Genomic DNA, 13,538 nt, shown 5'->3' on the forward strand with positions numbered 1-13,538 from the left:
TACTCGCGGGTACGACACGTGGGGGCCGCACCGTGGCGCCGCTGCCGCTCGGGCCGGGGACACCCACCGCCCACGCGGCTTAGACTCCCTTCATGACTGCCGAACAGGCCGCTGCGGCGATTGCCGAACGTACGGGGGTGCCGCGTCATCGCGTGGCCGTGGTGCTGGGATCGGGGTGGCAGGAGGCAGCAGCCGAGATCGGCGCGCCGCATGCCTCGATCCCGATGACGGAGCTGCCCGGCTTCGGCAAACCCAGTGCGCAGGGGCACGGGGGCATGGTGCATTCGGTCACCGTGAACGACAACAACGTGCTGCTGCTGATGGGGCGTCAGCACCTGTACGAGGGCTATACGCCCCAGCAGGTGGTGCATCCGGTGACGGCGGCGATCGCGGCGGGCGCCGAGATCGTGCTGCTCACCAATGCCGCGGGCGGGCTCAGGGCCGGGCTGCAGGTGGGTGAGCCGGTACTGATCGCCGATCACATCAACCTCACCGCGCGCACCCCGTTGGTCGGTGCGCGATTCGTCGACCTGGTCGACGCCTGGGACCCCGAATTGCGGGCGCTGACAAGGGAAATCGACCCCAGCCTGACCGAAGGCGTGTACGCCGGGCTCATCGGTCCGCAGTACGAGACGCCTGCCGAGATCCGCATGCTCGCGACCATCGGCGCCGATCTGGTCGGCATGTCGACGGTGCTGGAGGCGATCGAGGCGCGTTCGCTCGGCGCGAAGGTACTCGGCATCTCGCTGGTCACCAATCTGGCCGCGGGCGTTACCGGGGAACATCTTTCGCACGCGGAGGTGCTGGCCGAAGGGCAGGCCGCGGCGCCCCGGTTGGGCAAGCTGCTGCGCGGCATTCTGGAGCGCGTGTAGATGCTGCGTTTCGGGACCGCAGGCCTGCGTGGACCGTTGCGCGAGGGCCCGGACGGCATGAATGTGACGACGGTGTCGCGGGCCACGGCCGGGCTGGCCGACTGGCTGCGTGAGCGGTGCCTCGGCGGCGGGGCCGTGGTGGTGGGACGGGACGCGCGGCACGGGTCGGCCGAGTTCGCCACGGCGACCGCTGAGATCTTCACCGCCGCGGGCTTTCCGGTGACAGTGCTGCCGGATCCGGTGCCGACTCCGGTGGTGGCGTTCGCGGTGCGCGAGCTGGGTGCGGTGGCGGGAGTGCAGATCACCGCCTCGCACAATCCGCCCGCCGACAACGGTTACAAGGTGTATCTCGACGGCGGGTCGCAGTTGATCGCGCCCGCCGACAGCGAGATCGAGAAGCACATCGAGGCGGTTGTCGAACCGATTGCGCGGAAAACTGTTTCGGTTTCCGGTGCGGACCTGGTCGATCGCTATCTCGAGCGCGTCGCGGAACTGCCCGGCCTGCTGGGCGGTCCCGGCGAGCGGGCGGGTGTGCGGATCGCGCTCACCGCCCTGCACGGTGTCGGCGGCGAGCTCGCGGTGCGCGCGCTGGCCGCGGCGGGGTTCACCGACGTGCATGTGGTCGAGGAACAGTTCGCCCCCGATCCCGACTTTCCCACCGTCGCCTTCCCCAATCCGGAAGAGCCGGGCGCCGCCGATCTGTTGCTCGCGCTGGCCGAGCGGATCGAAGCCGATGTGGCGATCGCGCTCGATCCCGATGCTGATCGCTGTGCGCTCGGCGTGCCCGGCCCGAACGGTTGGCACATGTTGCGCGGTGACGAAACCGGCGTGCTGCTGGCCGACTACGTGCTGCGTACGCGTCCCACCGACCCGCTCGTCGCCACGACCATCGTGTCCTCGCGCCTGCTGTCGAAGCTGGCCGCCGCGCGTTCGGCTCGCTACGCCGAGACCCTCACCGGCTTCAAATGGCTGGCAAGGGCTGGCGACGGACTCGTCTACGCCTACGAGGAAGCCATCGGACACTGCGTCGACCCCTCGAAGGTCCGTGACAAGGACGGCATCTCGGCCGCGGTGGCCGCCGCCGACCTCGTCGCCCTGTTGAAAGCTCAGGACACGACGCTGCAGGGCGAGCTCGACTCCTACGCCGCAGAATTCGGCCTGCACGCGGGCGGCCAGGTCTCGCTGCGCCTCCCCGACCAGGCCGCCGCGACCGTGCTGGTCGCCGCCCTGCGTGCGAATCCACCCAGCGAAATCGCAGGCACCCCGGTGAAATTCACCGACCAGGCGCAGGTCCGCGGCCGATTGCGCACCGACGCGCTGATCTTCGACGCCGACGACTTCCGCATCGTCGTCCGCCCGTCGGGCACCGAACCCAAACTCAAGTGCTACCTGGAAGTTTTCGCCCCGGTGGCCGACGACGCGGCGCTCCCCCAAGCGCACCTCGCCGCCGACGACCGCCTCGCAGCACTGGCCGACTACTGCAAGTCCCTCAGTACTGTGGCGCGGTGACTGCACGACACTGCACCCATTGCGGCGGAACCGTTCTCAGGCTCGGCCTCATCGAGGACACCGGCCAACAGGCGCACGGCGAATCCCGTTGGTTGGAGGGTCCGTTCGAGCACGGCTTCTTCGGCGGCAAGCGGCACTCCCGCAAGACAGCTCGCACCGTCGATGCCTACCGCTGCACCGTCTGCGACCACCTCGAGCTGTTCGTCGGCCCCGAAGGCTGAGTCAGCGTGGGCCGAACTGGCGGTCGCCCGCGTCGCCGAGGCCGGGGACGATGTAGGCGTTCTCGTTGAGTTTCTCGTCGACGGCGGCGGTGACCAGGCGGACCGGCAGGCCCGAGGCCGCCAAGGCGGCAACGCCTTCGGGGGCCGAGACGACGCAGACGGCGGTGATGTCGGTGGCGCCGCGGGCGACGAGGAGTTCGATGGTGTGGCGCATCGAACCGCCGGTGGCCAGCATCGGGTCCAGGACGAAGACGGGCAGGCCGGTGAGGTCGGCGGGCAGCGACTCGAGGTAGGGCACCGGCTCGTGGGTCTGCTCGTCGCGGGCGATGCCGACGAAACCGACGCGGGCTTGGGGGACGAGTTCGGCTGCGGCGTAGACCATGCCGAGCCCGGCCCGCAGCACCGGCACCAGCAGCGGCGGCGACGCCAATCGGACGCCGTCGGTGACCGCGACCGGCGTGTCGATCGGCTCGCGCACCACCGGCGCGTCGCGCAGCGCCTCGTACATGAGGATGCCGGTGAGATCGGCCAGAGCATTGCGGAAGGTGGCGTTGTCGGTACGGGCGTCCCGCATGGTGCTGAGCAGGGTTGCGGCGAGCGGATGGTCGACAGTGTCGGTGCGCATGAAAAGACGATAGGGTCGCTTGGCGCTTCGCGCCTACGACCGCTGGGGAAATATTTTCGCGGTCGAGGGAACCGAATGCGGAGTCGGTGCGTCCAAGGTACTGAGTGACGTACTCTGCCCGGGAACTCGAGGATTGGGGGAAGTTCGATGACGAAAATGTCAGCCGATGCCGAGGGCATCGTCGCGTACAGCGCGGCTGCCGAGGTGATGGCCACGGAACTGGCCACCGCGGCGGCTGGTTCGGTTGCCTCCGACCCCACTCTGCTCGGCCCCATCATGGGTCTCATCGGCGGAGATTTCACCGCCGCCTACTCTGCCGCGCACGCCGGTCACGTGGCGGCGATCGCCCAGCTGTCCGCTGTCATGGGCAGCATGGGGCTGGCCACCGCCAGCGCCGCGACAACTCTCGTCGAGACCGACCTGAACAACGCGGCCGGAATCACCGCCACCGCAGGCGAACTCGGTACCGACGCATGATCGACCTCACCGGGCTCGCTCAGCCCCTCCTCGATCTGCTGTCGAGCTTCGGCACCGGCGTGGTCGGCACCGGCGGCGCCTCCGACGGCTTGCGCTCGACCTCGACCAACCTCGACCAGATCTATCAACAGGGTCGCTACAGCATCAACAACGTGAACACCGCGTGGGACGGCCAGGCCGTCGACGCGGCCACGTCCAAGGCGCTGCGCGTGCAGACGTCCTCGGCCACGCTGAGCGACAACGGCACCGAGATGGCGACCGTCGTCGACCAGGCCGCCGCCTATGTGGAGACCGGGCAGAAGGAGCTCGACGGGATCGTCAACTCGTTCCTGTCCCAGGTGTCCGCGCTCAGCCCCACCCTCGGCACACCCGCCGGTCTGACCGCCGTGGTGAGCTCGGCGATCGACCACATCGGTCAGGGCATGGGCGTCGTCGGCCGGGTGCAGGACGAAATGAGCACCCAGACCGCCGCGATCCAGGAACTCACCCCCGCACCGTCGAGCACGTCGCTGGCGAACGTCTCGTCCGGCGCGAGCAACCTCGTGTCCTCGGCGTCGAGTTCCGGTCTGCTCTCGACCGCGGCGAGCACCGGCAGCACGGTGCTCAGCGCCATGGGATCGGGTCTGTCGACGGCGATGGGCGGCAGCAACAGCAGCACCTCGAAGTCGACCACCACCGGCGGCACGGGCGCGGGCGCGGGAACGGGCGGTTCGACGGGGTCGTCGGCCGGTTCGTCGACCGGGTCCGGCACCGGCGTCAAGATCACCCTGCCTGACGGCAGCACGGTCGAGGCGCCCAACGAGAAGGCCGCGACCGCGGTCCGCTCGGCCATCGGCGCGGTCGGCACCCCGTACGTGTGGGGCGGCAACGACCCCCAGTCGGGCATCGACTGCAGCGGGCTCACCCAGTACGCCTACGGCGAGGCCGGGGTCGAACTGCCGCGGTTGGCACAGGAACAGCACATCGGCAATCCTCAGGTATCCCCCGGTGACCTGATGCCGGGCGATCTGGCCGTGTGGGACGGCCATGTCGCCATGGTCGTCGGCAACGGGCAGCTCGTCGAGGCGGGCGATCCGGTTTCGATCAGTTCCATCCGAACGGAGAACAGTGGCATGGAGTTCTACGGCTTCTACAGGCCCACCGAATGAGCGGCACGCCGATCCCCGAGGTGCCCAATGTGGAGTCCGCGGTCAGCACCAACCGGTCGGGCACGATCTCGGTCCGCGCGACCAGCATGGGTCTGCCGATCGCGATCAAGTTCGAGCGCAGCGAATACCAGTTCGGCGCCCAGGCGCTGGCCGACGAGATCCTGCGCCTGACCCGGCGCTCGACCATCGCCGCCGCCGCCCGCCTTCGCGAGGTCTACAGCGAACAGGCGCAGATCCCCGATGAACTGCTCGACAAGATGAACCTGCCCACCCGGCGTCAGGCGGTCGACGAGCTCGATCGCATCGACGACGCCGACACCGGTCAGACGAGTTGGATGAGGCCACTGTGAGTGCGGAAATGGACGCCCTGGTCGCGGGCGTCACCGGAAAGCTCGAGGCGCTCGAAGCGGCACTGTACGGGTTGAAGCAGGTCAACGGGCGTTTCACCACCGAGGACGGGCTGGTCACCGCCGAGGTGAACAGCGAGGGCGCCCTCGTCGCCCTGACACTGGACGAAGGCATCACCACGCTGGCGCCCACCGAGGCCGCCGCGCTCATCCTGGCCGCCTGCAAACAGGCCACCGAGACGGCCGGTGAGGCGCGTTCCAACATCATTGCGACACTGAACGAATCGCTCACCGGACCGAGTGCACAGCCCGACGGGCAATTAGCACCCGGGCCGGATAGTGCCCGGCGCTCGAGCTAGCTAGGCTTCGCGTCATGGCTTCTGGAGACATCGTCCCGATCGAGCTCGGTCTGACCGATGGCGATCTCGTCACCCTGTGGGCACCGCGCTGGCGCGACGGTGACGACGAGTGGGAGGCGTTCCTCGGTCACGAGGACGACCTCTACGGATTCGAGTCCGTTGCGGAGCTGGCGGCGTTCATCCGCACCAACTCCGACAACGACCTCGTCGACCACCCGTCCTGGGCGGTCATCGTCGGTCTTTCGGCCGCTGAGCTGGAGCCGGAGGAGAACTTCAGCTTCGATCTGGTCTCGGTGCCGGAACTGGCCGCGGGCGAACCGGACGTCGATGTCATCGGCGAGCTCGAGGACACCCTGGCGATGGTGCGCAATATCGCCGAGGTGTGCGAGCTCGACGTGGTGACCAAGTTCTTCGGCAACAACCCGGTGCTCGGCGCATTGGCCAGCGGGGCGAGCACGTTCGTCGGCCGCGACGGCGAAGAGCTGTGGGACCAGGTCGGCGCCGCGATCGTCAAGGGCTGGGACGACGTGCTCGACGCGATCGACGGCGTCGTGACCACCCCCGAGGTCGACGCGGCCGCGGTCGCCGTCGCCGAGGCGGAGCTGCTGGCGGCCGAGGAGAACGAGGTCGACGCCGACGATGTCGCCGAGGAGGAGGAAGAGTTCGAGAACGTCGACCTCACCGCCACCGACGACGAAGAGGAAGAGGATTCCTTCTGGGACGAGGTCGGCATCGACCCCGTCAAGATCGTCACCTCCGACGGCGAGCAGTTCACCCTGCGTTGCTACCTCGACGACGAGCCGATCTTCCTCGGTGACGGCCGCAGCATCACCGTCTTCGGTTCCGAGCGCGCACTGGCCCGCTACCTGGCCGACGATCACGAGCACGAGCTGGCCCGGGTGTCGACCTTCGCCGAGGTGCAGACCGCGGCGGTGGACGGTTCGCTCGAGGTCGAAGTGACCGACGAGAACGTCTACGTGCTCACCGGTCTGGTCGACGATCTGGCCGAGGGGCCGGAGGCGGTCGACATCGAACAGCTCGACCTCGCTGTCGAACTGTTCAGCGACGCCGCCGACTACGCCGATGACGACAGCGTGGAAACCGCTCTCGCGCAGTCGAATCCGCTCGGCTGGTACGTCTCGTACCTGCTCAACCCGGATCCGAACCGGATGGCGCCGAACCCGCCGTACGCGTCGGAGGCCCAGCAGTTCCGCGACCTGCAGCGTGCGTTCGAGGCGCGCCTCGTCAGCGAGTAGTGCTTCGATGAGATCAGGGGTGGCACCGGTTCGGTGCCACCCCTGATTCATGTCAACCGAGCAATACCGCGTAACCCGGCTTGATCACTTCGTCGATGATCTTCAGCCGGTCCGGGAACGGGATGAAGGCCGACTTCATGGCGTTGATGGTGAAGCGTTCCAGGTCGCTCCAGCCGTAGCCGAAGGTGTCGACCAGCTTGCGCATCTCCTCGCTCATGGAAGTGTCGCTCATCAGCCGGTTGTCGGTATTGACGGTGACCCGGAAGCGCAGGCGGGCGAGCAGGTCGAACGGATGCTTGTCCAGCGAGGGCACCGCGCCGGTCTGCACATTCGACGAGGGACACAGTTCCAGCGGCACCCGCATATCGCGCACATAGTTCGCGACCAGGCCGAGCTGCGCGTCCTCGATATCGCCGGGGACGCTGATGTCGTCGGTGATCCGCACTCCGTGGCCGAGCCGATCACAGCCGCAGAACGCCAGCGCCTCGTGAATCGACGGCAAGCCGAACGCCTCACCCGCGTGAATCGTGAAGTGCGCGTGGTTGGCTCGCAGATACTCGAACGCGTCCAGATGCCTGGTGGGAGGGAATCCCGCCTCGGCGCCCGCGATATCGAAACCGCCGACGCCGCTGTCGCGGAACCGGACGGTGAGCTCCGCGATCTCGCGCGACCTGGCCGCGTGCCGCATCGCCGTGAGCAGACACGTCACCCGAATGGCATTGCCCTGCTCGGCCGCGATCGCCTCGCCCTCCCGGAATCCCGCGAGCGTGTGTTCGACGACCTCGTCGAGCGTGAGGCCCTTCTCCAGATGCTGCTCGGGCGCGAACCGCACCTCCGCGTAGACGACCCCGTCGGCCGCGAGGTCGATGGCGCACTCCCGCGCCACCCGACGCAGCCCCTCGGGGGTCTGCATCACCGCGACCGTGTGCGCGAACGTCTCCAGATACCGCTCCAGCGACCCACTGTCGGCGGCGTCGCGGAACCACGCCCCCAGACTCTCGGCATCGGCAGCGGGTAATTCGTCATAGCCGCAGTCCGCGGCCAGCTCTAGCACCGTCGAGGGCCGCAGACCACCGTCGAGGTGATCGTGCAGCAAGGCCTTCGGTGCGCGTCGGATCGAAGCTAGGTCAAGGGGCGCCGGTCCAGTCATGTATAGACGGTAGCGGCCCGCGCCGATCCCGGCAGCGAAGTCCCCACGTGGCAACCGTCTCGTTGATTATCCGTCCCGCAAAGGACTATTGCGGGCCATCCGGCATGCGCGAACCTCGAGGCTCGCACTCACTCGATCCGCCCGAGCACCAACTCCCCCGGCTTACCGTCGGGCGCGGAATCGATCGTCACCGCGTCGGCGAGAGCAGCCGAAGCCCCGGCGAACGCCTCCGGCGTATCGGTGTGCAGCGTCAGCAACGGCTGTCCCGCCACCACCGAATCCCCCGGTTTGGCATGCATCTCGATGCCGGCTCCCGCCTGCACCTTCTCCCCTTGCCGAGCACGCCCCGCGCCCAGCCGCCACGCGGCGACGCCCACCCCCATCGCGTCGAGCCGAGTCAGCACCCCGCTCGATTCCGCCCGCACGATCTCGCTGTGCCGCGCGACCGGCAGTGCGGCATCCGGGTCCCCGCCCTGCGCCTGAATCATCGCGCGCCAGTGATCCATCGCCCGACCGTCAGCGAGAACATCGGCGGGATCGATCCGCAGCCCCGCCTGCGCGACCATCTCCCGCGCCAGCGTCAACGTCAGCTCGACCACATCCGCAGGCCCCCCACCAGCGAGAACCTCCACCGACTCGGCCACCTCCAGCGCATTTCCCGCCGTGCGCCCGAGCGGTGTATCCATCGCGGTGAGCAGCGCGACGGTCTTCACCCCCGCGTCGCGCCCGAGCTCGACCATCGCGGTGGCGAGTTCGCGAGCGCCGTCGAGCGTCTTGAGGAAGGCACCCGAGCCGACCTTCACATCCAGCACCAGCGCCGCCGTCCCCTCGGCGATCTTCTTGCTCATGATCGAACTCGCGATCAACGGAATCGACTCGACCGTCCCGGTCACATCCCGCAGCGCGTAGAGGCGCTTGTCGGCGGGGGCGAGATCGGCGCCCGCGGCGCAGATCACCGCGCCGATCGCCGGGTCGGTCAGGATCTCGCGCATCCGGGGCACCGTCACGTCGGCCTGCCAGCCGCGGATCGCCTCGAGTTTGTCCAGCGTCCCGCCGGTGTGCCCGAGCCCACGCCCCGACAACTGCGGCACCGCCGCCCCGCACGCGGCTACCAGCGGAGCCAACGGGAGGGTGATCTTGTCGCCGACCCCACCGGTCGAATGCTTGTCGACGGTCGGTCGCGGCAGATCGGTGAAGTCCATCCGGGTACCCGACCCGATCATCGCCGCCGTCCACCGCGCGGTCTCGCGCCGGGTCATTCCCCGCCACACGATCGCCATGGCCAGCGCCGACATCTGCTCGTCGGCCACGATCCCCCGGGTGAACGCGTCCACCACCCAGTCGATCTGTGCGTCGGACAGCTCTCCGCCGTCGCGCTTGGTAGTAATGACTGAAACCGCATCCAGTGCCGTCATGCCGCCAAGTCTGGCACTGCGATCCGACTACCGCTGTCCGGCTGCCAGGTCATCCGGTCCGAAGGCATAGGGCAGGAGCTCCGACAGCGGCTTCGGACCCTCGGCATGATCCACCAGAAGTTCGCCCCCACCGTGTTCGAACAGCAGCTGGCGACAGCGCCCGCACGGCATCAGGATTTCGCCGCGGGAATCGGTCACGGAGACGGCGATGAGACGCCCGCCACCCGACACGAATAAGTTACCGACGAGTACACATTCGGCACACAGGGTTAGCCCATATGAGACATTTTCCACATTGCATCCGCTCACAATTCGGCCATCCGCGCTGAGAGCAGCGGCGCCGACCGGGAAACCCGAGTACGGGGCATACGCCGACCCCATAGCGCGAATCGCCATGTCATGCAACGTATTCCAGTCGATTTCGGGCATCGAAAACCTCCAGCGGATCCCGCCGAACACAGGGAAACAGGGGCCGAAACACCAGTATTCGGCATTGGGAAAGGTAAACCTAACTCGCCTGTTTTACGCGCAACGCGCGGCACGCCGAATTAGTTCCGCGAAACAGAGGGGATTAGAGTTCAGCGAAGATCGGTTCAGGTTCCCGGCGGCGGGCGAGCGCTCGAGAATACAGCGCAGCCACCTGGGCATTTGCCTCTCCACGCATGCCGGCGTCGGATCTGTGACCGGGTCCATCAACGACGTTGGAGGCACCGCACTCTATGACCACGATAGAAGCTCCGGCTCCGGCCCAGCCGAAGCGGAAGACGCTGTACCGCGGCGACCCCGGCATGTGGTCCTGGGCGCTGCACCGGATCACCGGTGTCACGCTGTTCTTCTTCCTCTTCGTGCACGTGCTGGACACGGCATTGGTCCGGGTCAACCCGGACACCTACGACCACTCGATCGCGATCTACAAGAACCCGGTCGTGGCGTTGATGGAGATGGGTCTCGTCGTCGCCGTCCTGTTCCACGCCCTCAACGGCGTCCGGGTCATCCTGGTCGACTTCTGGTCCCAGGGTCCGCGATTCCAGAAGCAGATGCTGTGGATCGTCCTCGCCATCTGGATTCTGGTCTCCGCCGCCGGCATCGGCCGCCAGTTCTTCTACCTGCTGACGGAGCACTGATATGTCTGCACCTGTCCTCGGCAAGTCCTACGATCGCCCGGCCAGCCTCGACTCCCCGCGCTCGCCGCGTGCCAAGTCGAACGGCAACTTCGAGAAGTACGCATGGCTGTTCATGCGCATCTCGGGCCTGTTCCTGATCGTCCTCGTGCTCGGCCACATGTTCATCATGTTGATGATCGACGGTGGCGTGAACCGGCTGAACTTCGCGTTCGTGGCCGGTCGCTGGTCCAGCCCGTTCTGGCAGTTCTGGGACCTGTCGATGCTGTGGCTGGCTCAGCTGCACGGCGGCAACGGCCTGCGCGTCATCATCGACGACTACTCGCGCAAGGACTCCACCCGGTTCTGGCTCAAGACCATCCTCGCGATTTCGATGGTCCTGGTCGTCGCTGTCGGCACGTACGTCATCTTCACCTTCGACCCCAACATCACAGGTTAGGAACAGGCCACCTCGCATGAGTGAATCCCGTCCGATTCAGGAGCATCGCTACGACGTGGTCATCGTCGGCGCCGGTGGCGCGGGCATGCGCGCGGCGATCGAGGCCGGCCCGCGCGCTCGTACCGCGGTCCTGACCAAGCTGTACCCGACCCGTAGCCACACCGGCGCGGCCCAGGGCGGCATGTGCGCCGCGCTGGCCAACGTCGAAGAAGACAACTGGGAATGGCACACCTTCGACACCGTCAAGGGTGGCGACTACCTCGTCGACCAGGACGCCGCGGAGATCATGGCCAAAGAGGCCATCGACGCGGTCATGGACCTGGAGAAGATGGGCCTGCCGTTCAACCGCACGCCCGAGGGCAAGATCGACCAGCGTCGTTTCGGTGGCCACACCCGTGACCACGGCAAGGCGCCCGTGCGTCGCGCGTGTTATGCCGCCGACCGCACCGGTCACATGATCCTGCAGACGCTCTACCAGAACTGCGTCAAGCACGACGTCGAGTTCTACAACGAGTTCTACGTGCTCGACCTGGTGATGACCGAGTCCGATCGTGGCCCCGTCGCCACCGGCGTCGTCGCCTACGAGCTGTCGACCGGCGAGATCCACATCTTCCACGCGAAGTCGATCGTGTTCGCCACCGGCGGCTCGGGCCGCATGTACAAGACCACCTCGAACGCGCACACGCTGACCGGTGACGGCATGGCGATCGTGTTCCGCAAGGGCCTGCCGCTCGAGGACATGGAGTTCCACCAGTTCCACCCGACAGGCCTCGCCGGCCTCGGCATCCTCATCTCCGAGGCTGTTCGTGGCGAGGGCGGCATCCTGCGCAACGCTTCCGGCGAGCGCTTCATGGAGCGCTACGCCCCCACCATCAAGGACCTCGCGCCGCGTGACATCGTCGCCCGCTCGATGGTGCTCGAGGTGGCCGAAGGCCGTGGCGCAGGCCCGAACAAGGATTACGTCTACATCGACGTGACCCACCTCGGCGCCGACGTGCTCGAGGAGAAGCTGCCCGACATCACCGAGTTCGCGCGCACCTACCTCGGCGTCGACCCGGTCTCCGAGCTCGTGCCCGTCATGCCGACCTGCCACTACGTGATGGGCGGTATCCCCACCCGCATCCGTGGCGAGGTCCTGCGCAACAACACCGACGTGGTCCCCGGTCTCTACGCAGCCGGTGAGTGCGCCTGCGTGTCGGTGCACGGCGCGAACCGTCTCGGCACCAACTCGCTGCTCGACATCAACGTGTTCGGCCGTCGCGCCGGCATCGCGGCCGCCGAGTACGCCAACCGCACCGAGTTCGTCGAGATGCCGGAGAACCCGTCGCAGATGGTGATGGACTGGCTCGAGCTGATCCTGTCCGATCACGGCAACGAGCGCGTGGCCGACATCCGCACCGAACTGCAGGCCACGATGGATGCCAACGCGGGCGTGTTCCGCACCGAGGAGACCCTCAAGAAGGTCCTCACCGACATCCACACGCTCAAGGAGCGCTACACCCGGATCACGGTGCAGGACAAGGGCAAGCGCTACAACAGCGACCTGCTCGAGGCCGTCGAGCTGGGCTTCCTGCTCGAGCTGGCCGAGGTCACCGTCGTCGGCGCGCTCAACCGCAAGGAATCGCGTGGCGGCCACGCCCGTGAGGACTACCCGGACCGCGACGACGTGAACTTCATGCGGCACACGATGGCGTACAAGGAGGGGCCGGAGCTCATCTCCGAGATCCGCCTCGACTTCAAGCCGGTGGTGCAGACCCGCTACGAGCCGATGGAGCGTAAGTACTGATGACTGCTGCAGTCGATACCGCAAAGCAGAAGCCGGCGCCGGTGCCCGAGGGCTCGGTCATGGTCACCGTCAAGGTGGCCCGCTTCAACCCGGAGAACGGCGAGGGCGCCTACTGGGATTCGTTCCAGGTGCCGGTCCTGCCGACCGACCGCTTCCTCAACGTGCTCATCTACATCAAGTCCTACCTGGACGGCACCCTCACCTTCCGGCGCTCCTGTGCCCACGGTGTGTGTGGCTCCGACGCCATGCGGATCAACAATGTGAACCGCCTGGCGTGCAAGGTGCTGATGAAGGACCTGCTGCCCAAGGGCGACAAGACCCTCACCATGACCGTCGAGCCGATCCGCGGCCTGCCTGTGGAGAAGGACCTCGTGGTCGACATGGAGCCGTTCTTCGACGCGTTCCGCGCGGTGAAGCCCTACCTGATGACCTCGGGTAACGAGCCCACCCGCGAACAGATCCAGAGCCAGGCCGACCGGGCCCGCTTCGATGACACCACCAAGTGCATCCTGTGCGCCTGCTGCACCACCTCGTGCCCCGTGTACTGGACCGACGGCAGCTACTTCGGCCCGGCCGCGATCGTGAACGCCCACCGCTTCATCTTCGACAGCCGCGACGAAGGCGCCCGCGAGCGCCTCGACATCCTCAACGACGTCGAAGGTGTCTGGCGCTGCCGCACCACCTTCAACTGCACCGACGCGTGCCCCCGCGGCATCGAGGTCACCAAGGCGATCCAGGAAGTCAAGCGGGCCCTGCTCTTCACCCGCTGATCCTTCTTACTCCGCACAGGCCGTCCACACCGAAAGGTGTGGG

The 13,538-nt window shown here is 67.3% G+C and carries 16 protein-coding genes; 12 read left to right on the plus strand and 4 right to left on the minus strand.

The features are described 5' to 3' along the window. Nucleotides 1–92 precede the first annotated feature (92 nt). From ASD42_RS17800 to ASD42_RS17810, 3 genes are read left to right on the plus strand one after another with little or no spacing between them, the layout of a single operon-like run. The gene (locus ASD42_RS17800) at nt 93–872 is read left to right on the plus strand and encodes a purine-nucleoside phosphorylase (protein WP_056818081.1); all 780 of its coding nucleotides are present in this window, start codon (nt 93–95) and stop codon (nt 870–872) included. Continuing rightward, nucleotides 873–2,381 (plus strand): phospho-sugar mutase, encoded by a 1,509-nt coding sequence (locus tag ASD42_RS17805; protein WP_056818083.1) that lies wholly within the window; start codon nt 873–875, stop codon nt 2,379–2,381. Then, entirely contained in the window at nt 2,378–2,602 is a 225-nt protein-coding gene (locus ASD42_RS17810; protein ID WP_056818085.1) for a hypothetical protein, read from the plus strand. The genes ASD42_RS17805 and ASD42_RS17810 overlap by 4 nt, the downstream gene beginning before the upstream one ends. 1 nt (nt 2,603) lies before the next feature. On the opposite strand, the gene upp is transcribed toward ASD42_RS17810, so the two are convergent. Then, nucleotides 2,604–3,227 carry a uracil phosphoribosyltransferase gene (gene upp / locus ASD42_RS17815; protein ID WP_056818087.1) on the minus strand — a complete coding sequence of 208 codons (624 nt, stop codon included), beginning with the start codon at nt 3,225–3,227 and terminating at the stop codon, nt 2,604–2,606. A 147-nt stretch (nt 3,228–3,374) separates the two neighbouring features. Between upp and ASD42_RS17820 the strand changes: the two genes are divergently transcribed. Genes ASD42_RS17820 through ASD42_RS17840 form a run of 5 tightly spaced genes read left to right on the plus strand, consistent with a single transcriptional unit; the run spans nt 3,375 to nt 6,814 of the window. Beyond that, nucleotides 3,375–3,704 (plus strand): hypothetical protein, encoded by a 330-nt coding sequence (locus tag ASD42_RS17820; RefSeq protein WP_056818089.1) that lies wholly within the window; start codon nt 3,375–3,377, stop codon nt 3,702–3,704. Beyond that, nucleotides 3,701–4,852, plus strand: a complete 1,152-nt coding sequence (locus tag ASD42_RS17825; protein ID WP_056818090.1) for a C40 family peptidase — start codon at nt 3,701–3,703, stop codon at nt 4,850–4,852. The genes ASD42_RS17820 and ASD42_RS17825 overlap by 4 nt, the downstream gene beginning before the upstream one ends. After that, on the plus strand, nt 4,849–5,202 hold the full coding sequence (locus ASD42_RS17830; protein WP_056818092.1) for a hypothetical protein: 354 nt from the start codon (nt 4,849–4,851) through the stop codon (nt 5,200–5,202). The genes ASD42_RS17825 and ASD42_RS17830 overlap by 4 nt, the downstream gene beginning before the upstream one ends. After that, on the plus strand, nt 5,199–5,558 hold the full coding sequence (locus ASD42_RS17835) for a YbaB/EbfC family nucleoid-associated protein (protein WP_056818094.1): 360 nt from the start codon (nt 5,199–5,201) through the stop codon (nt 5,556–5,558). Before ASD42_RS17830 ends, ASD42_RS17835 begins: the two co-directional genes overlap by 4 nt. Nucleotides 5,559–5,572: 14 nt before the next feature. Further along, a complete protein-coding gene (locus ASD42_RS17840; RefSeq protein WP_056818096.1) occupies nt 5,573–6,814 on the plus strand; it encodes a hypothetical protein in 1,242 nt (413 codons plus the stop codon). Between the two features lie 52 nt (nt 6,815–6,866). On the opposite strand, the gene ASD42_RS17845 is transcribed toward ASD42_RS17840, so the two are convergent. The 3 genes from ASD42_RS17845 to ASD42_RS17855 all read right to left on the minus strand — a co-directional run bounded on the left by ASD42_RS17845 (nt 6,867) and on the right by ASD42_RS17855 (nt 9,808). Next, nucleotides 6,867–7,964 (minus strand): adenosine deaminase, encoded by a 1,098-nt coding sequence (locus ASD42_RS17845; RefSeq protein ID WP_056818098.1) that lies wholly within the window; start codon nt 7,962–7,964, stop codon nt 6,867–6,869. A 128-nt stretch (nt 7,965–8,092) separates the two neighbouring features. Then, complete coding sequence (locus tag ASD42_RS17850) at nt 8,093–9,379, minus strand: thymidine phosphorylase (RefSeq protein ID WP_056818099.1); 1,287 nt, start codon at nt 9,377–9,379, stop codon at nt 8,093–8,095. 27 nt (nt 9,380–9,406) lie between these two features. Then, complete coding sequence (locus ASD42_RS17855) at nt 9,407–9,808, minus strand: cytidine deaminase (protein WP_056819183.1); 402 nt, start codon at nt 9,806–9,808, stop codon at nt 9,407–9,409. A gap of 290 nt (nt 9,809–10,098) precedes the next feature. On the opposite strand from ASD42_RS17855, the gene sdhC reads away from it, so the two are divergent. Genes sdhC through ASD42_RS17875 form a run of 4 tightly spaced genes read left to right on the plus strand, consistent with a single transcriptional unit; the run spans nt 10,099 to nt 13,495 of the window. Beyond that, nucleotides 10,099–10,503 (plus strand): succinate dehydrogenase, cytochrome b556 subunit, encoded by a 405-nt coding sequence (gene sdhC / locus ASD42_RS17860; RefSeq protein ID WP_056818101.1) that lies wholly within the window; start codon nt 10,099–10,101, stop codon nt 10,501–10,503. A gap of 1 nt (nt 10,504) precedes the next feature. Continuing rightward, nucleotides 10,505–10,939: a succinate dehydrogenase hydrophobic membrane anchor subunit gene (locus ASD42_RS17865; RefSeq protein WP_056818103.1), complete on the plus strand. Its 435-nt coding sequence runs from the start codon at nt 10,505–10,507 to the stop codon at nt 10,937–10,939. 34 nt (nt 10,940–10,973) lie between these two features. Continuing rightward, complete coding sequence (sdhA, locus tag ASD42_RS17870; protein WP_056819186.1) at nt 10,974–12,725, plus strand: succinate dehydrogenase flavoprotein subunit; 1,752 nt, start codon at nt 10,974–10,976, stop codon at nt 12,723–12,725. Continuing rightward, nucleotides 12,725–13,495: a succinate dehydrogenase iron-sulfur subunit gene (locus ASD42_RS17875; RefSeq protein ID WP_056818106.1), complete on the plus strand. Its 771-nt coding sequence runs from the start codon at nt 12,725–12,727 to the stop codon at nt 13,493–13,495. Before sdhA ends, ASD42_RS17875 begins: the two co-directional genes overlap by 1 nt. Nucleotides 13,496–13,538 lie beyond the last annotated feature (43 nt).

The organism is Nocardia sp. Root136 (assembly GCF_001427185.1).
GTDB lineage: Bacteria > Actinomycetota > Actinomycetes > Mycobacteriales > Mycobacteriaceae > Nocardia > Nocardia salmonicida.